Here is a 22,572-nt window from a genome sequence, read left to right on the forward strand (position 1 = left end):
TTGATTGCCTGCACCTTAAATTCGTCATCGTATTGCCTGTTTGCTGCCATTTTGACCTCTCCTTCTCCTCTTTGACCTTATCTAAAATCCTTGCGAAGAAGTTGTCAACTTTATTTATACAACATCAATATTACTGTTGAAGGAGCGGCTCCATGGGTGGCGTCCAAAAAGACAGGAGAGCATCTAAATGGATCACAACGTGTTATATTATCCAATGGTGCGGTGGCATTGAGTGGCACACCGTGGAAGACGACTGATGGTGGGAATATCGAATATGGGTTGAGTGCGAATGGAACAACAAGCGCAAGTCAGCTTTATTTTGATGTAAATCAGTTTAAGAATGCAAATATAACGTTAACCACAATACCGTCCGCAACGCAGGTCTATGCAGGAACATCAACACTCGGTAATGATGTAACGAAGAACAAGCTGAGTGTGACTGGAATCAACGTGACCGGCAAAACCCTTTATGGTGGGTATAATCAATCATCGACAGGCAATGCCACAAATAATGAGTTGGTGGTGAGTGGAGCACCTGCTACTTCAGGTTATAACTATCTATATGGTGGATATGCAGCTAATGGCAATGCTACAAATAATACTGTCACATTAAATGGATATACGGATCCCGGAGGATGGGGGTCATCTGTATATGGTGGCAGAAGTGCCAATGCCAGTGCAGACGTAAAGACAGGGAACACGTTGAAAGTAACGGCAAGTGGTAATTTTGTCAATTATGGAGTTTATAATTTTGAAAAGATGAAGTTTGTCCTGAGTTCGGCAATTAACTCAGGAGATGTAATGTTGAGCACATCATTTGGGGATGCTTATGACTGGGGCAATATTACTGTTGAAGGTCTAGATAAATGGGTGGAGAATCTAACAGCACATGGTGTCAACAAACCAACGCTTACGCTTTCATCAGGTTCGATAGCGCTCCAAAACTATGTCCCTAGTCTCATTGGTAATGTCGACGATTATGAATTCGGTAAATTCGCCAATACAACTGGAACGGGAACAGTTTCTGTATCTCAAATCTCCCTTGACGGCGACCGATTCCAAAACGCAACGGAAACACCGACGGTGAGCGGAACGGACATCCATGCGGGGTATTCCAAGTATGGCAACACAACAAATCACAACACGCTGAATATCGAGGAGACATCTGCGCATGTGCCCGTCAGCTACACGAACGCGCGCGCGGGCTACACCAAGGCACTCAATGGCGGTTCGGATTTCAACACGCTGAACCTCAACACAGGCGGTACGGTGACGAACGGCTATGCAGGCTACACGGAGGGCGTGCATCTGCTTGTGGATCCGACGAGCAAGACAAATCCTACGTTGGTCGACACCACCAAGAACGCCGATGCGAAGAAAAATACCGTCAACATCAAGGGCGGCACGCTGAATGCGGGCGGCAAGCTCTACGGCGGGTACATCGCACCGAACGCGTCCCTTACGCCGCCGAACAACGTTTCGGCGGGCAATGCCTCGGACAACACGATCAACATTGAGGAAGGCACATTTGGCGGCGGTACCGAAATCTACGGCGGCTATACGAACGGCTCGGGCAAGGTGACGGGGAACACCGTCAACCTCGGCAAGAGTGACGGTACGTTTAGTGCGCCCACACTCAGCAACACCTTTATCTACGGCGGTGCATCGAGCGGCTCTGCAACCGATGTCATGACGGACAACACACTGAACGTCAACACGCAGAACATCACGGCACGCGGCGTTCAGAACTTCGGCAAGACCGTATTTAACCTCAACAGCACGACCACCGTGAGCTATCCGACGGCGAACACCCTCCTCACCATCGGCGGCGGTGCGACCTCAGGTCTTGACTGGGCGGGTGTCGAGGTGAATCCCGGCAGCTTTACCTTTACGCCGAGCACGTACAACACACGCCTCTTTACGGCGATGCACAACGGATCGGGCATCACCTTCAGCAACTATACGCCGCATGGAGCCAAGGAAAAGATCGTCGGCGATCTGGAATACATGATCGACACGGATAGCCACACGGGCAGTGCCGCACAGGATGTCTACATCGACGGGCATCAGTTCCGCAATCACACGGCGACGTACAACGAAACACCTTCCCACACAGAGGCATGGGCGGGACGTACGGCAAGCGGGCAGGCGGTCACGGACAACAAGCTCACCGTCTCGGGCGGCATGCTCACGACAGCAGCATACGGCGGACTGGTCGAGAACAAGAAGCACAACAGCGACGGCACGTTCCAGACCACGGCGGGCAAAGCGGAGCGTAACGCGCTCGAAGTCTCAAACGGCAATATTGTCAATGCCTACGGCGTAAAAGTAAATGCTGCGGGCGGCAGTGCGGACGCAAACAGCGTCAAGATCACGGGCGGCAATATCAGCGGCTCTGCTTATGGTGCGGATCTTTCGGATGCGGCGAGCACGGGCACAGGAGCAAAGAACAAAGCCGAAATGACGAACGGCATCGTCAACGGCTCTCTTTATGGTGCGCATACAGCGGGCAGCGGCACGCTCACGGAAAGTGAAGTCAGCGTCTCGGGCGGAAATATCGGCGGCTCCGTGTACGGCAGTGACGTTGCGACGGGTGCGGGGGATGCGACCGGGAGCAAAATCACCATATCGGGCGGCTCTGTCACCGGCTCCGTCTACGGCGGCAAAACCGCAGGAACAGGGGCGGCGACCGGACACACCATCACACTGAGCGGTGGGGCGACCGTCGGCGCCAACCTATATGGCGGGTATAGCACGGGTGGTGCGACCACGGGCAACACTGTGAACCTTGGCGATGGAACAGTAGCGGGTGTCCTCACGGCGACAACCACTGTTACGGGTACCATCTACGGCGGCAATCATGCGACGACGAACAACATTCTCAATGTCAACAGCAAGGTGACGGCGGGCAACGTCTCCAATTTTGGCATGGTGAACTTCAACTTCAACAATACGATTCACGCCGGTGACACTATGCTCACACTGAATAATGGCATGGCGACGGCTTTCGATTGGACGAAATTCACGGCAAGTAGCGGCGCACCAGATGGGGAAACAACACTCATCAGCAATGCGGCGGGCATTACACTGAGCAACTACGACCGCACGAAGGAAGTTTCGTCGACAGGCAACCGCGAGTACACCATCTACACAAACACAGGGACGGATACAGGCGTCACAAGTATTCTCTACGGCGGCTATACATTCAAGGACGCGAACAGAACCCCGAGTACGAGCGACCTGACAAAGGACATCTGGGCGGGACGTTCCACAATCGGCAACACCACGACGAACAACAAACTCACCTTGAACGGCACGGACCACCGTGATGCCTACGGCGGCTGGACGGTTGGCACGGGCACGAGCGCTACGGCACAGAACGACAGCACGGGCAATACCGTGAACCTCCAAGCGGGCAACGTGCGCACAATCTACGGCGGCTTTACCTCCGTGCAAAGTGGCAACGCAACAGACAACAAAGTGAATATCTCGGGCGGAGAAGTCGGCAATAGCGTACACTATGGCCCAGGCTATGGCAACGTCTACGGCGGCTATCTTTCCCATGCCGCGGCAGCAGGAAATGCCACGGGTAATACCGTTACCGTCACGGGCGGCAGGATGAAAGACATCTACGGCGGCTGGACGGCGGGAACGGGTGCAACCACGGGCAACACCGTCAATCTTGGCACAGAGGCAAACGGCGTAGCAGTCGGCACCACCATCGGAAAGATCTACGGCGGCAGCAAGGCAGACGCGGCAAACAATACGCTCAACGTTTACGACACTGTGTCGGCGGGCAACATTGCGAACTTCGACACCGTTCACTTCAAGGTAGTCAACCCGTCTCGCGTTGCGGTCGGCGGCAGCTTCCTGACGCTGAATGACAGCAACGCCACAAATCTTGACTGGAACAAGCTTTCCGTCGACGGACTCGACAGCGTCACAGCGAGCGCGACAAGCGACCACATCTTCACGCTTTTGCACAACGCAAATAACATCAACCTCAGCAACTACACGACGACAGGAACGCGCGGACGCATCCAGTCCGACGACTACGAGGCGGACATCACGACCGACGGCAACAATGCCACGAGTCAGAACGTCTACCTCAAGGGCTACCGCTTCCAGAACAACACAGGGGCGAACTATGCGGGCGGCACAGCCACGGACGCATGGGGCGGACGCTCCATCATCGGCAAGACCGTCACGAACAACAAGCTGACGCTTACGGGCGGCAGTGCGACACTTACGGCGCGCGGCGGCATGGTCGAAAACACGGAGCGGGATTCGGGCGGCAACTACAAGACCAATGGAGATGCGACGAAGAACACGCTCGTTCTGAACACGGGGGCACAGACCGGAAATGCCTACGGTGCCGAGGTCAAGACCAAGGCGGGCAGTGCCACGGAAAATACCGCTGAGATCACGGGCGGCACGACTGCCAATCTCTACGGCGCATCACTGACTGCTGCGGGTGCAACGGGGAGTGCCACGGAGAACAAGGTTAACATCAAGGGCGGCTCCGTCACGGGGAGCGTCTACGGTGGTCACATTGTCGATGGTGCTGCAATAGGCGACGCAAAGAAGAATACCATCACTGTCACGGGAGGCTCTGTCGCGGGTGATGTCTACGGCGGCTTTACGAACGGCTCAGGCGCAACGACGGGTAATACCGTAAACCTCGGTGACGGAGATCATAGCCTTCCCACGGGTACAAACATTGCAGGCACCATCTACGGCGGCAACAAGGCGGATGTTACGGACAACACACTGAACGTCAACACGAATGCCACGGCGGGGAACATCGGGAACTTCGACAAGCTGAAATTCACGTTGAAGGACAACACCCTGAATCCCGCAAACTCCGTCCTGCGCCTAACAACAGGAGCAACGAACAATCTCGACTGGACGAAGCTCGAAGTTGACGCAACAGGTCTTACCGTTACACCAAAGAGCTACGAAGCGTACCGCGTCAACCTTATGGACAATGCAAATGGCGTCAGCTTTACGAAGGGCGCGACGAACACGTATGCCTCCTCCGGTGCAAAACAACGAACGCATGGCGATCTCGAATACGTCATTGACACAGACAACCATACGGCGAATGCGGCGCAGTACGTGTATTTTGAAGCGCTCCAATTCCAAAACAAGCAGAACGCGGCGTTTGCTGCGGCGGACGGCACGAAGAATGAAGCGTGGGGCGGACGCACAAAGGTCGGCAACGAGGTAAAGAACAACACGCTGACCGTCACGGGCGGCATGCTCACACAGGCGGCATACGGTGGACTTGCGGAGAACTTTACGCGTGACTCTGCAGGGAACCTCAATCCTGCGGGCAACGCCACAGAGAACAAGCTCGTCCTGAACGCGGGTGCAAATACGCTGAACGCCTACGGTGCGCAGGTGCGTACAAAGGGCGGCAGTGCTGCGGAGAACACGGCACTGCTCTCAGGCGGCACCGTAAACGGCAGCCTCTACGGCGGTGCACTTACGGCGGTAGGTGCAGGGGGCAGCGCGACAAAGAACAAGATTGAACTTACGAGCGGCTCTGTCACGGGGAGCGTCTACGGTGGTCACATTGCCGATGGTGCTGCAATAGGCGACGCAAAGAAGAATACCATTACCGTCACGGGTGGCTCTGTCACGGGTGATGTCTACGGTGGCTTTACGAACGGCTCTGGTGCAACGACGGACAACACCGTCAATCTTGGCGACGGCGATCATAACCTTCCCATGGGTACAAACATTGCAGGCACCATCTACGGCGGCAACAAGGCGGATGTTACGGGCAACACGCTGAACGTCAACACGAATGCTATGGCGGGGAACATCCAGAACTTTGGGAAACTGCAGTTCAACCTCAACAGCAATGCACTCACACAGAGTGCGCCCATGCTGCAGCTCAGTGCCGTCGGCGGAACGAACAACCTCGACTGGCGCACACTGGACGTCAACGCCGAGAAATTCAACGCCCCGATCAAAACCTATGAGGCGTACAACCTCGTTCTCATGGAGAATACAAACGGCATCAGCTTCCAGCAGGGAGCGACGAACACCTATACGGCGGACGGTGGTGTCAAGAGTACGACGAGCGGGGACTTTGAGTTCACCATCGACACGGCAAACAGCAGCGTGTCCTCAACACAGGTCACAGCGGCGGGCTACAAATTCAAGAACCACAACGCGACGTACAGCGAGGCGACACCGCACACAGAAGCATGGGCAGGGCGCACAAACATCGGCAATACGGTGAAAGATAACACGCTCACCGTCACGGGCGGCAACATCACAACGGCGGCATACGGCGGACTTGTCATCAACAACAAGCCGGGTGCTACCACGGGTGACGCCGAAAAGAATACGATCTCCATCTCCAGTGGCACAGTTGCCAATGCCTACGGCGCCGACGTGCGCACCAAGGACGGCAATACCACGGAGAATACCGCTGAGATCACGGGAGGCACCGTCACGAATGTCTACGGTGCAGCCCTTACCGCTGCGGGAGCAACGGGCAAAATTGAAAAGAGCAAGGTCAATATCTCGGGTGGCAATATCAGCGGCTCTATTTACGGCGGTCAAATTACAGACAACGGCGCAACGGGAAGCATCACCGAAAGTACACTTACGCTCACGGGCGGCAATGTTACAGGTTTCGTCTACGGCGGCGACAATGCCGGTACGGGCGCGGCGAAAGATAACATCCTCAACCTCTACGGCGGCTCTGTCACAGGCAACGTCTACGGTGGACGTACGGCATCGGGCGCGGCGACGGGCAACACCGTGAACCTTGGCGACGGCACGACAAATGCCGTTACCTCGGTTACGGGTGTGATCTACGGCGGCAACCAGAATACCGTAACGGGTAACGTTCTGAACGTTAAGACCAACGCAACGGCGGGGAACATTGCGCACTTTGACAAAGTCAAGTTCGACCTCAACAGTACCATCAATCCTGCGAACTCGTTGCTGACGCTCAATAACGGCGCGCAGACCACAGATCTTAACTGGAACAAGCTCGAAGTAGATACATCGAGTCTTACGGGTGCGGGCATCAAGACCTACGAGCCGTACAAGCTGAACCTGATCGACAACGCGGCGGGCATTGCGACAACGGGCTATACGGGTGCAAAGGACAGCGTAACGGACAAATTCGAGTATGTCATCGACACCGACAGTCATGGGGCGAATGCGACGCAGTACATCACGCTCGAAGGCTACCAGTTTAAGGACAATAATGCGGCGACCTATACCGCAGCCGACGGCACGAAGACCGAGGCATGGGCGGGACGCACCAAGGTCGGCAACAAGGTCGAGAACAATAAGCTGACCGTCACGGGCGGCACGATTGGCACGGCCGCGTACGCCGGAGTTGTCGAGAACCAGAAAATCCCCGGCACAACTGGCGATGCGACAAACAATAAACTCCTTCTGGAAGGCGGAAGCATCCAAAACGGCTTCGGTGCAGATGTACGCGCACAGGCAGGGAATGTCTCGGGCAACGTCATTGACCTCAAGGGTGCGACCATTAGTGGCAGCCTCTACGGCGGCGCACTCACGAATACTGCTGCAAGTGGAAACGCCACGGGCAACACCGTCAACATTCTGAGCGGTTCTGTGGGTGATGTCTACGGCGGCTTTGCAAACGGCAATGGCACGACCACGGGCAACACCGTCAACCTTGGCACGGAGACGGATGCCGTTGCTGCGGGCACGACGGTCGGCACCATCTGGGGCGGCAACAAGAATGTCACAGGCAACACGCTGAACGTCAACAGCCGTAATGCAGGTGCTACGGATGTTAAGAACTTCGAGAACGTCAACTTCGATGTGGCGCACAACGTCAGCCACGGGGATACCATGCTGACGCTCACAAACGGAGCAAATACCAGCATTGACTGGTCGAAGATGAAGCTGAAGAACCTGGATACCATCACGGCAAGCCCGACGAGCGACCATATCCTGACACTCCTTGACAGCGCAAACGANCAATGTTGGCGGCACGATCTACGGCAACCATGCGAATGCGGGCAACGCCACGGATGCAACCATTAACATCACGGGCGGCACGATGGGCGATGTCTACGGCGGCTTTGCAAACGGCTCGGGCAAGACCACGGGCAACACTGTCAACCTCGGCACGGAGACCACGGCATTCACAGCGACTTCCGTCGGCACCATTTACGGTGGAAACAAGGCAGAGGCAACAGATAATACCCTGAACGTCAACAGCCGTAATGCAGGTGCTACGGATGTTAAGAACTTCGAGAACGTCAACTTCGATGTGGCGCACAACGTCAGCCACGGGGATACCATGCTGACGCTCACAAACGGAGCAAATACCAGCATTGACTGGTCGAAGATGAAGCTGAAGAACCTGGATACCATCACGGCAAGCCCGACGAGCGACCATATCCTGACACTCCTTGACAGCGCAAACGATATTACCTTTACGAACTACGATGCGGCGCGTGCGCGTGAGACGAAGAAGGACGGTGACTACGAATACGTCCTCAACACCGACAGTGAAACAGCGACCGCGAAGAAAGTCGACGTCACGGGCTACCGCTTTGCCAACAACCATACAGCCATCGCAGCCAATGCGAACGAAGCGTGGGGCGGACGCTCTAAGGTCGGTAATACGGTCACAAAGAACTCGCTCGACGTTACGGGCGGCACGATCACCAAGGCAGCCGGCGGTATCGCACAGAATCTTGAGGCGGGCGACGGTGTCGGCGGCTACAAGAAAACGGGCGACGCGGCAGAGAACACGCTGACCCTGAACAGCGGCGCAATCATTACCGACGGCTATGGTGCCGATGTCCGCACCGAGGCAGGAAATGCCACGGGCAATATCATCGACCTTAAAGGCGCAAATGTCACAGGAAACCTCTACGGAGGCGCACTTACACACGCCTCAGCCAGCGGCAGTGCCACGGGCAACACCGTCAACCTCTACAGCGGAAGTGTCACGGGTGATGTCTATGGCGGCTTTGCAAACGGCAATGGCACGACCACGGGCAACAAGATCACCATCGGTGACGGCACGAATGATGCTAACGTCACCGTCACGGGCAAACTCAGCGGCGGCAACAAATCTGCCGAGGGCAACGTCCTCAACCTCAAGAGCAAGGGCGCTCAGGTCGGCAGCCTCGAAAACTTCGGCAAGATCACATGGAGCCTTGGCTCGAATCTTGCCGATGGGGATACCGTCCTCACGCTGAACGATGACACCGCTCTTACCTACAGCACCATCGAAAAGCCGGCGGGCGCAGACGTTTCCAACTGGCTTGGCAGCGTCATGGAAAAGAACGTCCACCTCTTCCAGATGGCAGCGGGCAAGAAACTCACCCTCAGCGGTTACAGCAGTACGGGCAGTGAGCGCACAGGCGATGTCGAGTACAGCCTTGTCACGGACAACAACCAAGATGTTACCACGGCAGGCGGCAGCCTCAATCTCTCTGCCTATAAGTGGCAGAATGCAAACGTCGACGTTAACAGCAACGCACGCAGCGACGTATTCGGCGGCAAGACCGTTTACGGCACGGATGGCGCGACCAAGAACAACAAGCTCACCCTCAAGACAGGTGCAGCCGTCACCAACGCCATTGCGGGTGACACACAGACCGCAAACGGTGCGGCAGAGGAGAATATCCTCACCGTCGAAGACGGCACGGCAACGAATGCCTACGGCGCAAAGACCGTGGGTGGCAAAGCACTGAAGAACAATGCCATCCTCACGGGCGGCAGCGTCACAGACAAACTCGTCGGAGCACAGAGCCAGAGCGGCACAGCCGAAGAGAACACCACAGAAATTAAGGGCGGCAGTGTCACCACCGCCATCGGTGCAGAAACCCTGACCGCAGGAGACGCAGCAAATAACAAAGCGATCATCTCCTCCGGCACAGTCACGGGCAGCCTCAAGGGTGCACAGAGCGCCGGCAAGGCGACAAAGAACACAGCAGAGATCAAAGGCGGCACTATCAGCGGCGCAAGCGTTATGGGCGCAGAGGCGAAGAACGACGCCGAAGAGAATACTGTAACGATCTCCGCAGCACCGACCTCGAACACGTCGACCACGATCACCGGCGGACACTCCACACACGGCAGTGCCGTTAAGAACGTGGTCAACGTCAACGCAGCCGTCACCGGCAACATCGTCGGCGGCTCCACGGACAGCACGAATGGCTTGGATGCCATTGAAAACACCGTCAACGTGCACGCAAATGTCACAGGGAATATCTACGGCGGACACGCACATAACGCATCTCTGCGCAACACCGTGAACATCGCGGACGGCATCACCGTCACGGGCAGCGTCTTTGGCGGCAGCTGCATCACCGCCGAGGGGAACATTGTGAACATCGGCAAGGGATCCACCGTCACCGGCGATGTCGCTGCGGGCAACGCCACCGGCAGCAACCGCGACAACATCATCAACCTCACGGGATCGCGCGTTAATGGCACCATCAAGGGCGGCAACGGCGGCGCAAACGACAGCAACAACACCCTTGCCGTTCACCATGACCTGACGCAGCAGTCCTACGCCGGCGACTTCACGGGCATCAAGAACCTCCAGTTCTACCTGAATGAAGGCATCACCAACGAGAACCCGACCATCCTGAACCTCGGTACCACGAACAAAGACATCCGCGGCATCGACGTCGGTGTCGGTGTCAACGGGACGGCACGCAATGTTAACCTTCGTGTCAATGACGTGATCAGCTTGATGAAGGTAAACGGCGGCACATTGACCACCGATGTGGACAGCATCGCGCCGCCCGCACCGCAGACCCTCGTCAACCACGTAGAGACCATGCAGGGCGTCTCCCTCCTCTACGGCTTTGACATCATGAAGCGGAGCAGCAACGAGCTGATCGCAACCGTCACCAAGGCGGCGATCAACGAGCAGGCAAAATCCTTCGTCGAAACCCGCGCGGCAGCGACCAGCTTCATCAACGGCGGCGCAGACCTTCTTGCAGGTGCAGGCATGACCTCTGCCAAGAAAGAGGGAAGCGGCGACAAAGACAAGGATGCACGCGGCTACCATCTCTGGGCAGCGATGGAGCAGAGCGGCATGACAGCAAAGACCGGCTCCTATGCAGATACGCAGGGCTACGGACTTGCCGTTGGCTGGACGCGGGAACTCGGGCAGACGGGCAGCACCCTCCTCTTTAGCCCCTTCGTCGAATACGGCAAGGGCAAATACGACTCCTATCTGGATGACGGCACGCACGGCAGCGGCAACATCAGCTACCTTGGTCTTGGCATCATGGGACGTGTAGAGAATGCACAGGGACTTTGGGCAGAGGTGGCACTGCACGGCGGCAAGACGCGCAGCGACTACAGCGGTTCGATCTATGCAGATACGAACTCGCGCTATGACAGCTCGAATGCGTACTATGCGGCGCATCTGGGCATTGGCAAGGAGATGAAGACGAGCGAGAAGGATAAAGTAAACACCTACCTGCGCTACTTCTGGTCGTATCAGTCGGGTATGCAGGCGAAAATCTCCACAAGCGGACGGAGTGCAAGCGTTGATGAATATAGCTTCGGCGCAGTAAACTCGAACCGCGTGCGTCTGGGTTTCCGCTATACGCATAAGGACAGCGAAAAGAGTGAGATCTTCGCAGGACTTGCGTGGGAGTATGAGCTGAGCGGGAAGGCGACGGCAAGCTACATGGGGTATGAGACCCCGAGTCCGTCGCTGCGCGGCGGGAGCGGAATGCTCGAAGTGGGCTATCGGTTTGCACCGAAGGACAGCCGCTTCTCGTATGACCTGCGGTTTGCGGGCTGGCAGGGCAAGCGTCAGGGCTACTCCGGCGGCGCTCATGTAAACTGGGCGTTCTAAAAAAATAGAACATGGAAAAAGGCGCTTCTTAATGAAGCGTCTTTTCTTTTTTCTCGTTTTGTGGTAATATCAACCATGTAATTTGCTCATGATAATCTATGTCTGCGGAGGGATTCATGAAACGAGGCGCAATCTTTGATATGGATGGCCTTCTCTTTGATACAGAAACGTTGTATCAGAGGGGCTGGACGATCATTGCCGATGAATTTGGCGTCGCACGGAAGCCGGAGCTGGGAAAAGCTTGCTGCGGAACGTGTGGGGATCTGACCGTGCAGATCGTGCATCAGTTCCATCCGACTGTGGATGCAAAAGCCTATATTCGCCGCGTGATCGAATACGTCCACGATGAGGCAGAGAAGAACCTGCCTCTGATGGCGGGTGTGCGTGAAATCCTCACGTATTTTCATGAGCAGGGGATACGTATTGCGACGGCAAGCAGCTCAAGTGTCGCACAGATTGAAAAGAATCTTACCCAAAGTGGTCTGCGCAATTATTTTGACGCTATTGTCGGCGGAGATCTTGTGACACATGGCAAGCCCGCGCCGGATATCTTTCTGATGGCGGCAGCGCGCATTGGCATTCCCGCAGAGGAATGTTATGTCTTTGAGGATGGTTATAATGGTCTGCGCGGTGCCGCAGCAGCGGGCTGCGCGCCCATCATGATCCCTGACACGATGCCGCCGACGGATGAGATGCGCGAACTCTGCGCAGGCATCTATCCCTCCCTTTTGGCTGCGATGGATGCCATACAGAAGGACAAATAGGTATGTCCTCAGTGAGGTGAATCAAATGGATGAACAGAAAACAATGATGTTCTCCTTTGGCGAAGACAAGCCGAAGGCGGATGTCGTCATACGGGCGGTCGCTGCGGCTATGCGTGAGAAGGGCTATAACCCGATCAATCAGCTGGTTGGCTACCTGCTCTCCGGTGATCCGGCGTATGTGACGAGTCATCAGGATGCGCGGAGCAAGATCCGCAGTCTTGAGCGCGATGAGCTGCTCGATGAACTCGTGCGCTTCTATTTGGAGCATGAGAAATGAAGCGCTATATGGCGCTTGATATCGGTGATGCGACGATCGGAATCGCGGTCAGTGATCTCCTAGGTCTTACGGCGCAGGGCGTTGAGACGATCCGACGGACGGAGTTGTCTGCCGATCTCGACCGTCTTGCTGTCCTGGTGCAGGAGTATGATGCAGCGGCGCTCGTAGCGGGGCTGCCGAAGCACATGAACGGCGATGAGGGGACGCGCTGCACGATTGTCCGTTCCTTTATGGCAGAGGCGGCAGAGCGTTTTCCGACGATGGAGATATACTACTGGGATGAGCGCCTTTCGACGGTTGCCGCTTCACGTGCACTGCTTGAGGGAGATGTTTCACGCAAAAAACGCCGCAAGGTCATTGACAAGATGGCAGCGGTCTACATATTACAGGGGTTTTTGGATCGGCAGCAGCATTTGAAATAACTGCAAAGGAGTACGAAAATGGCTGAACACGAAGAACTTCACGATGATGATGTCATCGTTGTTATGACGAATGAGGACGGGGACGAGTGCTACTATCGTGAGGAGATGATTATTCCCATCGGGGAGGAGCGTTTCGCTGTTCTGATCGCCCTTACTGCTTCTTCGGAAGAGGAGCTTGAAAGTGCGGAGGAGGGCGATGAGGCGACGATTGCGAAGATCGTGACAGAGGATGGTGAAGACATCTATACAGACCCGACGGATGAAGAGTTTGATGCGGTGCGCCGCGCTTATGAACTGTTGGCGGAAGAGGAAGAGTGAGCTTGAGAGGTTGTCATCCTAGGGAGATGACAGCTTTTTCGTAGGGAGTAGCAAGAGAGGAAGGATTCGTTTGAAGGAGTCATTAAAGGGAATGTTGGACTTCTTGAATAACGACGGATTGCGGCAGGCGTTTGACGCTGTCTATCGCGGAAAGGGAACGCCACTCCAGAAAAAAATTGTGTTTGGGATTCCAGCACTGGCTGTTCTGCTGGTGCTTATTGTTGTGCTTGTTATCGCTCCACGGTCGGACGCTCCTTCCCATACAGAGGCGCCAGGGACACAAATTTATTTTACGGTTCGCCCGGGCATGAGCGTGAGTGAGATCGGGAAGGAACTGCATGAGCGCGGCATTATCGACAGTGAGATGAAATTCTGGTGGACAGCGAAGCTGAACGGCTTTGAGAACAAGGTTAAGAGCGGTACGTTTGCCTTGCAGGTGGGCATGAGTCCGCGCGATGCACTTGAGACGCTGGTCTATGGCAATACCGTCACAATTCGTTTTACGATTCCCGAGGGCTTTAGTGTTCGCGACATTGCGGAACGCCTGGATAAGGAAGGGCTGGTCAAGGCAGATGACTTTCTGAAAATGGCAAAGACCTATCGCCCTTATCCTTATGTCGAGGAGCACGAGAATGTACGCTATGCGGCGGAGGGGTTTCTTTTTCCGGATACCTATGAGATCAACGGAGCATTCGACACTGCACAGATAATGGAGATGATGGCGGCGAATTTTGATCGTCGTCTAACGAAGGACATGCGTGCGCGTGCGAAGGAGATGGATCTTTCCATTTACGAATTGGTGACCATTGCGTCCCTTGTAGAGAAGGAAGCGTATCACGAGAAGGATCGTCCAATCATTGCGCAGATTTTCCTGAAGCGTCTGCGGCTTGGTATGCCACTGCAGGCAGATCCTACGGTGCAGTATCTGCTGGATGCACCGAAGGAGGATCTTCTCTATCGTGATACGGAGATTGAGTCACCGTACAATACCTATCAGAATGTCGGGCTTCCGCCGGGTCCCATTGCAAGCCCCGGAACGGCATCGCTGATGGCGGTTCTGCACCCGGCAGATACAAACTATCTGTATTTCGTCGCAGACCGAAACGGGAATAACTACTATGCAACGAATTATGCGGATCATCTCGATCTCGTGGAGCGGGTTCGCTGAGATGTGTGGAGGCAGTTGAATGTGCAAAAAACCTGAACTGCTGGCACCTGCGGGTACGATGGAGAAGCTGCAGATGGCACTTGCTTATGGTGCAGATGCGGCGTATCTTGGCGGTGAGCAGTTTGGGCTGCGGGCATTTGGCGGTAATTTTACGAACGATGAGATACGGGCGGCAGTGCAGCTGGCGCATGGTATGGGGAAAAAGATCTATGTGACGGTCAATGTCTTTCCTCACAATGATGATCTTGTATCTCTGCCGGACTATCTGCACTTTCTTGCGGATGCGGAAGCGGATGCCGTCCTCGTAGCTGATCTCGGTGTCTTTATGCTGGCGCGTGAAGCGGCACCGCATCTGTCTGTGCACATCAGTACACAGGCAAACAATGTGAACTGGCGTACGGTGCGTGCGTGGCAGGAACTTGGCGCAGAGCGCGTCGTGCTTGCGCGTGAGCTGTCACGTGAGGAGATCCGAGAGATTCGCCGTCGTACGTCGGTGGAACTCGAACTTTTTGTGCATGGTGCTATGTGTATTTCCTACTCGGGGCGATGTCTCCTCAGCAGTTATTTCACGGGACGGGACGCGAATCGAGGCAGCTGTGCCCAGTCCTGCCGATGGAAATACGCACTCGTGGAGGCATCGCGTCCAGGCGAGTACTATCCTGTCGAGGAAGATGAGCGCGGCACTTACATCATGAACTCGAAGGATCTTTGCCTCCTGCCGCATTTGGATGAGGTCGTGGATTGCGGCATTGACAGTCTCAAGATTGAGGGGCGGATGAAGAGCGTCCACTACGTTGCGAGTGTGGTCAAGGCATACCGCATGGCATTGGATGCGTGTCTTATGAATGCAGATTATGAAGTGCGTGAGGAGTGGCTGACGGAGCTTGAAAAGGTCTCACATCGCGCCTATACGACGGGCTTCTTTTTTGGAAAGACGACGGGGGCAGATCAGATCTATGGTTCATCCTCTTATGAGCAGAGTTCGGATTTCATCGGTCTTGTGCGTGCATACGATCCCGTGACGCAGCTTGCTACGGTGGAACAACGCAACAATATGAGGTGCGGTCAGGAGATTGAGATTTTTCAGCCCTTGGGAAAAGCGTTTCGGCAGGAATTGGCGGAGATGTGGGATGCGGAGGGGCAGGAAATCACGGCGGCACCGCACCCGCAGCAGATTGTCCGGATACGAATGGTGCAGCCGGTCGAGCCAAACAGTATTCTGCGCCGTGATATCCAGATGAAGAAGGAGATGCGATGATGGAAGATGTGATTCGCCGCTATGCGTGCGCCGCAGGACGCGTGCAGGGCGTGGGATTTCGTATGTTCGTCCGTCAGCAGGCGGTGATGAACGACATCACGGGCTGGGTGATGAATATGTCCGATGGGACTGTGACGATGGAGCTGCAGGGGGCTGCATCTGCAGTCGAGGCGGCATTTGCCGCGATGCGTGCGGGTAACTACTTCATCCGTGTGGAGCGTTTGGATGTTGAGGAGCGCGATCCTGTATCCGGCGAGCGTGATTTTTCCATCAAATATTAGGAGCACTTATGGGCAAGATACTCGTACTGAACGGACCCAATCTCAACTTGCTCGGCACGCGGGAGCCTGAGATCTATGGTTCGCTGACGTTGGAGGACATCAATGAACGTCTGCGCCGCCGCGCCGAGGCGGCCGGTTTGGACATGGAATGCTTACAGTCGAATCACGAGGGTGTTCTTGTGGATGCGATTCAGGCAGCCCAGGGAACGATGGACTATATCATTCTAAATGCTGCAGCGTTTACACATTACAGCATTGCGATTCGAGATGCGATTGCGGCGATTGACGTGCCCGTTATTGAGGTGCACCTTTCAAACATTCATCGGCGTGAGGAATTCCGTCACAAATCGGTCATTGCTCCCGTCGTGCTTGGGCAGATCGCGGGACTCGGTGCGGAGAGCTATATGGCGGCACTTGAGGCAATTATTTGTCGTATGGGAGGAACGCAATGAATGTGAAAGGGCGTATTGAACGTCTGCGGGCTCTTCTTACGGAGAAAGTCGTGGATGCCGTTCTCGTCACAAAGGAGGAGAATGTCCACTATTTCAGTGGTTTTCGTGGGGACTCGACCGCGCTTCTTGTGACGCATGAACGGCTTTTACTGGTGACGGACAGTCGCTATACGGAGCAGGCAAGCACCGAGGCTTCTCTTTATGAAATCGTAGAGCAGAGAGACGGTCTGTATCGGAAAGTTGCGGAGCTTGCGGTGGAGGCAGGCGTCGTTGCGCTCGGATACGAGGGGGCTGCACTGGTCTGCGATCAGTATGAGAAGCTAAAGGAGATGCTCGGAGAGATTTCCTTTGATACTTCGCTCGCGCTCGATGCGCTCCGTCAGGTAAAAGATGCGGATGAGATTGCGCTCATCCGTCGTGCGTGCACCATTGCAGACGAAGGCTTTGCACACATCATTCGCTATATTCAGCCAGGTATGACGGAGTTGGAGGTCGCAGCGGAACTTGAGCATTATATGCGTACGCTTGGCTCGGAGCGCCCCGCGTTTCAGACGATCATTGCCTCAGGTGTGCGTGGAAGTCTCCCTCATGGCGTGGCGAGCGATAAGGTGATCGCGCGTGGGGAACTCGTGACGATGGACTTCGGTGCGGTCTGTGCGGGGTATCATTCGGATATCACGCGTACAATCTGCGTAGGACGCGCTGATGCGCGCCAACGTGAAATTTACGATGCTGTTCTTTCGGCACAAATGCGTGCGCTTGCGGCACTGCGTCCCGGCGTTACGGGCATCGAAGTCGACCGCATTGCACGGGATTCGCTTGCGGAGAAAAATTTCGAGCAGTATTTTGGACACGGACTCGGGCATAGCCTGGGGCTTGAGATCCACGAGGAGCCGCGTCTCTCGAAGGCAGGCAAACATATCATGCAGCCGAATATGCTCATCACGGATGAGCCGGGGGTCTACATTCCTGGATGGGGCGGCATCCGCATCGAGGATACGGTGCTCATCACGGCGGATGGCTCGGAGCCACTGACGTGTGCGCCAAAAGAATTTATTGAAATCTGCACATAAAACCGCTATAATATGAAGAGAATATGTATTGTATGGAGGAACAAACACTATGATTAACAGCACCGATTTCCGTACCGGACTTACGATCGAATACGATGGGGGCGTCTGGCAGATTGTTGATTTCCAGCACGTGAAGCCGGGAAAAGGTGCTGCGTTCGTCCGTACGAAGATTAAGAATGTCGAGACCGGTGCCGTGGTTGAACGTACCTTCAACCCCAATGAGAAGATGCCGGCAGCGCATCTTGAGACGCATACGATGCAGTTCCTCTATGAGGCAGACGGCGTCTATACGTTCATGAACACGGAGACCTATGAGCAGTCCGAACTCTCGCGCGAGCAGTTGGGCGATGCACTGAACTACCTCATGGAGAACATGGAGGTGGCGATGCAGCAGTTCAAGGGGAAGATCATTGGCATCCAACTGCCGAACTCCGTCAGCCTCAAGGTTGTCGAGTGCGAGCCGAGTGTCAAGGGGAATACGGCGACGGGTGCAACTAAGATGGCAAAGGTCGAGACCGGCTACGAAGTTCGTGTGCCGCTTTTCATCAATGAGGGTGATGTGCTCCGCATCGACACACGCACGGGGAACTATATCGAGCGTGCTTAAAGGGAGCTGAGGTATTTCCTACGAATGGAGGATATGGACATGGACAACGAGAAGAACATAGTGAAGAAGGAAACCGGTCTTGGCACGATCCGCGTGGCGGACGAGGTCGTCAGTATCATTGCGGGACTTGCGACGACGGAGGTTGAGGGCGTCGCGGGCATGAGCGGCGGTATCGCCGGCGGCATTGCAGAGATCCTCGGACGTAAGAATTTTTCCAAGGGTGTCAAGGTCGAGGTGGGCGAGAAGGAAGCGGCGGTCGATCTCTATATTATCGTGAAATACGGCATCCGTATTCCGGAAGTTGCACTCGCGGCACAGGAAAATGTCAAGCGTGCGATTGAGACGATGACGGGACTCTCGGTAGTCGAAGTCAATGTTCATGTGCAGGGCGTCGGCTTCCCAGAGGAGGAACCGAAGCCTGAGGAAACCCGTGTACGCTGATTGTAGCTGAGGGGGCAAGCGATGGGGATTATAAATCGTCTGCTGCTCTTGCCATACGCTCTCTTTACGATGGCATTGACTGTTGCAGTCGTTGCTGCGGCACTGCGTATTGTGCCGGAGAGTATCTGGTTGAATGAACTGCGTTATGTGCTATCCCGACAAGAGCTCCTGGCAGTGTGTGGGATTCTCTTTCTGGTTAGCCTCAAGTTCTTTTTTGCGGTCTTTTCCAGAACGTCACGTTCTGCACGGACGCACGGAGAGTTCATGGTAGTCGATACGCCGGCGGGGGCTGTTCAAGTGGCACTCTCTGCTGTGCGTGGCATTGTGGAGCGTGCAGCATTCTCGATGCAGGGGGTGCGCACGGTCACTTCTGTTATTTCCGTACATGATGCGCCAAAGGATTCTCCGGCAACACCGATGCAGGTGGAGCTGAAGATTACACTTGCAGATCATACGAGTCTGAATGCAGTGTCTGAGGAGCTGACGGCGAAGGTGTGTCAGGAACTTCACGATGTGCTTGGCATCCCGGATGTTCCTGTGACGCTTTGTGTGACAGAGATCTCGAATGCCAGTGGCACATCAAAGCGCTCTGTGACGTAGTGGGGAAGCAGCATGAAAGAAAATATATGGCTTTTCCTCCAAGACCAATGGCAGGAGCATCGTGGTCGAACGGCAGGACTTTTCATCGGCTTCTTTTTCGGGGTTACCGTTCTGCTCTTCGGTTTTTGGCATGTTGTCTTTGTCCTTCTTTGTGCGGGTCTTGGTATGTATCTCGGTCTGCGGGCAGAGCGAGCCGGCGGCTGGTCGGAGCTGATTGATACGAGTGCTTTGAATCGTCTGTTTCGGAGGATGTCATGAGCCGCAGGCATGCGCGGGAAGCCGCGCTGCTGACGCTGTTTCAGTCGGAGTTTGCTGCAGATGATGCCTCGACGGAACGTGCAAGTGAGCTTGCCATCAACGAGGTTGAGGGAATCACAGAGGATGATCTTCCCTATGCACATAACCTTGTGCAGGGAACATGCGCACATCTGACAGACATTGATGCGGAAATTTCCCGCCTTGCGAAGGAGTGGAAGCTTCAGCGCATGGCTGCGGTGGATCGTAATCTCATTCGCATGGCGTATTATGAAATGCGCTATCAAGAGGAACGCATTGATCCTCCCGTTGCGATCAATGAGGCGGTTGAGCTGGCAAAAAAATATGGCTCGGATGATGCGAGCCGTTATGTAAACGGGATTCTTGCTGCAATGCAAAAATCTGTTTGAGCAACCAATGATAGAGGAAGAATCCGTTGTGCGAGACTTTCGTGCAATGGTTCTTTTTTTATCAAAGTGGAAAGGTGTGTTATGACCGTTCATTCTGTCAGTGATGTTACGCGATACATCAAGGGAATGTTCGAGGGAGAGGCAATCCTCTCGGATATCCTGATTCGTGGGGAAGTCTCCAACTTTAAGCGCTATCCATCCGGTCATTGTTATTTCACCTTGAAGGATGCCGCAGCGAGTATGAAATGTGTGATGTTCAACAGCTGTGCACGCAATCTGCGCTTTACTCCGGAAAACGGAATGCAGGTCATTGCGGGCGGCGGTGTATCCGTCTATGAGCGCGATGGTGTTTATCAGCTCTACGTGAATGCGTTGACACCGGAGGGGGCGGGGGCACTCGCTCTTGCCTTTGAGCAGCTCAAGGAAAAGCTGTACGCCGAGGGGATTTTCGACGAGTCGCATAAGCAGCCTTTGCCGCGCTTCCCGCGTCGGATCGGAATAGTTACATCGTCCGCCGGTGCCGTTCTGCGTGATATTCATAAGGTCGCAAAGCGGCGTTGGCCGGGGATACAGCTTATTCTCCATCCGGTTCTCGTGCAGGGATCGGAGGCGGCGGAGCAGATTGCGAGGGCGATTCGATTCTTCAACGAGAAGTATTCTGTGGATGTACTTATCGTTGGACGTGGCGGCGGTTCTGCAGAGGATCTCTGGGCGTTCAACGAAGAGCCGGTTGTACGTGCGATCTATGCGTCACGGATTCCCGTTATCTCGGCAGTTGGACATGAAACGGATACGACGCTCGCAGACTTCGTGAGTGACCGCCGCGCGGCAACGCCGTCACAGGCGGCAGAGTTCGCAGTGCCCGATGCTGCAGAGCTGTACCAGTATACGGCGGGACTCCTCATGCGTCTGCATGTGGGACGTAGGCGTCATATTGAGCAGTGCAGGGAACACCTCATGGCTCTGGTGGATCGGCCGTGGTATCGAAATCCGAAGCTTTTGCTTGCCTCTGCTATGCAGCGCACAGATCGCGTGACGGAGCGTCTGCACCGTACGGCAAGGGAGGAGCGTACCCGTGCGCGTCACCGTTTGGAACTCGTGCTGAAGCGTCTGGAACTCCTGAACCCCGTACATATTCTGTATCGTGGATTCAGTGTTGTCGAGAAAGATGGGAAAACGGTGACGCGATCAAAGGCTCTTGCCGTTGGTGATCGTTTGAATATTACATTTGCGGACGGAAAAATATCTGCTGTGGTTGAGGCAAAGGAGAAGCAGCATGGCGCGTAAAAAAGAGTTGGCGTTCGAGGAGGCACTTGGCGCATTGGAGCAAATTGTTTCTGAGATCGAGACAGGGGAACTATCGCTTGCCGATCTCATGGCAAAGTACTCGGAAGGGATTAAGCTGTCCGATGTCTGTATGACATCTCTCAAACGCGCCGAGGAGACAATGGATCTTCTTGTGAAGGAAACGGCAAATGGCGTTTCGGAAGAGAAACTGCAGATCGGAGGCTGATGATGAAGGAACTCTGGAAGAAACGTCAGGCACTTGTGGAGCGTGCCCTGAAGGAAGAACTGGATCGAACTCCTGTGCTTGACGATACGCTGCGTGCGTCGATGGCATATAGTCTGATGGCGGGCGGAAAGCGTCTGCGGCCGGTGCTCCTGATGGCGGCTGCCGATGCCGTGGGCGCAGATGGGACGAAGTTTTTGCCTGTTGCATGCGCACTAGAGATGATCCATACGTATTCATTGATTCACGATGATCTTCCTGCGATGGATAACGATGACCTGCGGCGTGGTAAACCCACGAATCATGTGGTGTATGGTGAGGGGATTGCGATTCTCGCTGGAGATGCACTTCTTACGCTCGCGTTCACTGTGATTCTACGCCAGAAGGCTGTACCCGCTGAGGCACTTCTGCGTGTGGTGGATGAAATCAGTCGTGCCGCCGGTGCCGAAGGCATGGTCGGTGGACAGGTACTCGATCTTGAGGCGGAGAATCGGCAGATCTCGATGGAGGAACTGCGTCGAGTCCATACGGGGAAGACTGGGGCGCTCTTTCGTGCGGCATTGCGTAGTGGTGCAATCCTTGCAGGAGCTTCGGAAGAGCAGCTGTCCGCACTGACCGCGTACGCCGATCATTTTGGGCTGGCATTCCAGATCACGGATGATATTCTCGATGTCATTGGCAATGCTGAGGAGATTGGAAAGCCGGTTGGCAGCGATGAAAAAAATCACAAGTCAACCTATGTGACACTGACCTCTTTAGAGATGGCGCAAGAGTTGGCACGCCGCACCGTCGAGGAGGCGGAGGCGGCTCTTTCGGCCTTTGGTCAAGAGGCTGCTTTTCTGCGCGAACTCGTGGCATATCTTGTGAATCGGAAGCAGTAGGGGATAT

General features: G+C 55.1%; 17 protein-coding genes. All 17 read left to right on the top strand.

Translation table 11 applies throughout. The features are described from left to right. Positions 1 to 11,964: 11,964 nt before the first annotated feature. The 17 genes from C8273_RS10620 (at position 11,965) to C8273_RS10700 (ending at position 22,565) form a co-directional block, all read left to right on the top strand. Positions 11,965 to 12,612: an HAD family hydrolase gene (locus C8273_RS10620; protein WP_106627685.1), complete on the top strand. Its 648-nt coding sequence runs from the start codon at positions 11,965 to 11,967 to the stop codon at positions 12,610 to 12,612. Between the two features lie 25 nt (positions 12,613 to 12,637). Then, the gene (locus C8273_RS10625) at positions 12,638 to 12,889 is read left to right on the top strand and encodes an IreB family regulatory phosphoprotein (protein WP_106627686.1); all 252 of its coding nucleotides are present in this window, start codon (positions 12,638 to 12,640) and stop codon (positions 12,887 to 12,889) included. Beyond that, positions 12,886 to 13,311: a Holliday junction resolvase RuvX gene (gene ruvX / locus C8273_RS10630; protein WP_234344042.1), complete on the top strand. Its 426-nt coding sequence runs from the start codon at positions 12,886 to 12,888 to the stop codon at positions 13,309 to 13,311. Before C8273_RS10625 ends, ruvX begins: the two co-directional genes overlap by 4 nt. Before the next feature lie 18 nt (positions 13,312 to 13,329). After that, positions 13,330 to 13,629, top strand: a complete 300-nt coding sequence (locus C8273_RS10635; protein WP_106627687.1) for a DUF1292 domain-containing protein — start codon at positions 13,330 to 13,332, stop codon at positions 13,627 to 13,629. Between the two features lie 70 nt (positions 13,630 to 13,699). After that, positions 13,700 to 14,797, top strand: coding sequence for an endolytic transglycosylase MltG (gene mltG, locus C8273_RS10640; protein WP_106627688.1), 1,098 nt, complete (start codon positions 13,700 to 13,702; stop codon positions 14,795 to 14,797). 19 nt (positions 14,798 to 14,816) lie between these two features. Next, positions 14,817 to 16,055 carry a peptidase U32 family protein gene (locus C8273_RS10645; protein ID WP_106627689.1) on the top strand — a complete coding sequence of 413 codons (1,239 nt, stop codon included), beginning with the start codon at positions 14,817 to 14,819 and terminating at the stop codon, positions 16,053 to 16,055. Then, on the top strand, positions 16,055 to 16,336 hold the full coding sequence (locus C8273_RS10650; protein ID WP_106627690.1) for an acylphosphatase: 282 nt from the start codon (positions 16,055 to 16,057) through the stop codon (positions 16,334 to 16,336). The genes C8273_RS10645 and C8273_RS10650 overlap by 1 nt, the downstream gene beginning before the upstream one ends. 8 nt (positions 16,337 to 16,344) lie before the next feature. Further along, positions 16,345 to 16,788 (top strand): type II 3-dehydroquinate dehydratase, encoded by a 444-nt coding sequence (gene aroQ / locus C8273_RS10655; protein WP_106627691.1) that lies wholly within the window; start codon positions 16,345 to 16,347, stop codon positions 16,786 to 16,788. After that, positions 16,785 to 17,861, top strand: coding sequence for a M24 family metallopeptidase (locus tag C8273_RS10660; RefSeq protein ID WP_106627692.1), 1,077 nt, complete (start codon positions 16,785 to 16,787; stop codon positions 17,859 to 17,861). Before aroQ ends, C8273_RS10660 begins: the two co-directional genes overlap by 4 nt. A 49-nt stretch (positions 17,862 to 17,910) precedes the next feature. Then, positions 17,911 to 18,468, top strand: a complete 558-nt coding sequence (gene efp, locus C8273_RS10665; protein ID WP_106627693.1) for an elongation factor P — start codon at positions 17,911 to 17,913, stop codon at positions 18,466 to 18,468. A gap of 24 nt (positions 18,469 to 18,492) precedes the next feature. Then, the gene (locus C8273_RS10670; RefSeq protein WP_106627694.1) at positions 18,493 to 18,909 is read left to right on the top strand and encodes an Asp23/Gls24 family envelope stress response protein; all 417 of its coding nucleotides are present in this window, start codon (positions 18,493 to 18,495) and stop codon (positions 18,907 to 18,909) included. 21 nt (positions 18,910 to 18,930) lie between these two features. Beyond that, positions 18,931 to 19,509 (top strand): alkaline shock response membrane anchor protein AmaP, encoded by a 579-nt coding sequence (amaP, locus tag C8273_RS10675; RefSeq protein WP_106627695.1) that lies wholly within the window; start codon positions 18,931 to 18,933, stop codon positions 19,507 to 19,509. A 12-nt stretch (positions 19,510 to 19,521) separates the two neighbouring features. After that, entirely contained in the window at positions 19,522 to 19,767 is a 246-nt protein-coding gene (locus tag C8273_RS10680) for a DUF2273 domain-containing protein (protein ID WP_106627696.1), read from the top strand. Next, on the top strand, positions 19,764 to 20,174 hold the full coding sequence (gene nusB / locus C8273_RS10685) for a transcription antitermination factor NusB (RefSeq protein ID WP_106627697.1): 411 nt from the start codon (positions 19,764 to 19,766) through the stop codon (positions 20,172 to 20,174). Before C8273_RS10680 ends, nusB begins: the two co-directional genes overlap by 4 nt. Before the next feature lie 81 nt (positions 20,175 to 20,255). After that, positions 20,256 to 21,461: an exodeoxyribonuclease VII large subunit gene (xseA, locus tag C8273_RS10690; RefSeq protein ID WP_106627698.1), complete on the top strand. Its 1,206-nt coding sequence runs from the start codon at positions 20,256 to 20,258 to the stop codon at positions 21,459 to 21,461. Then, complete coding sequence (gene xseB, locus C8273_RS10695) at positions 21,451 to 21,687, top strand: exodeoxyribonuclease VII small subunit (protein ID WP_021684004.1); 237 nt, start codon at positions 21,451 to 21,453, stop codon at positions 21,685 to 21,687. Before xseA ends, xseB begins: the two co-directional genes overlap by 11 nt. Positions 21,688 to 21,689: 2 nt before the next feature. Further along, on the top strand, positions 21,690 to 22,565 hold the full coding sequence (locus C8273_RS10700; protein ID WP_106627699.1) for a polyprenyl synthetase family protein: 876 nt from the start codon (positions 21,690 to 21,692) through the stop codon (positions 22,563 to 22,565). Positions 22,566 to 22,572 lie beyond the last annotated feature (7 nt).

The organism is Candidatus Centipeda massiliensis, from assembly GCF_900290285.1.
In the GTDB taxonomy this organism is placed as follows: Bacteria; Bacillota; Negativicutes; order Selenomonadales; family Selenomonadaceae; genus Centipeda; species Centipeda massiliensis.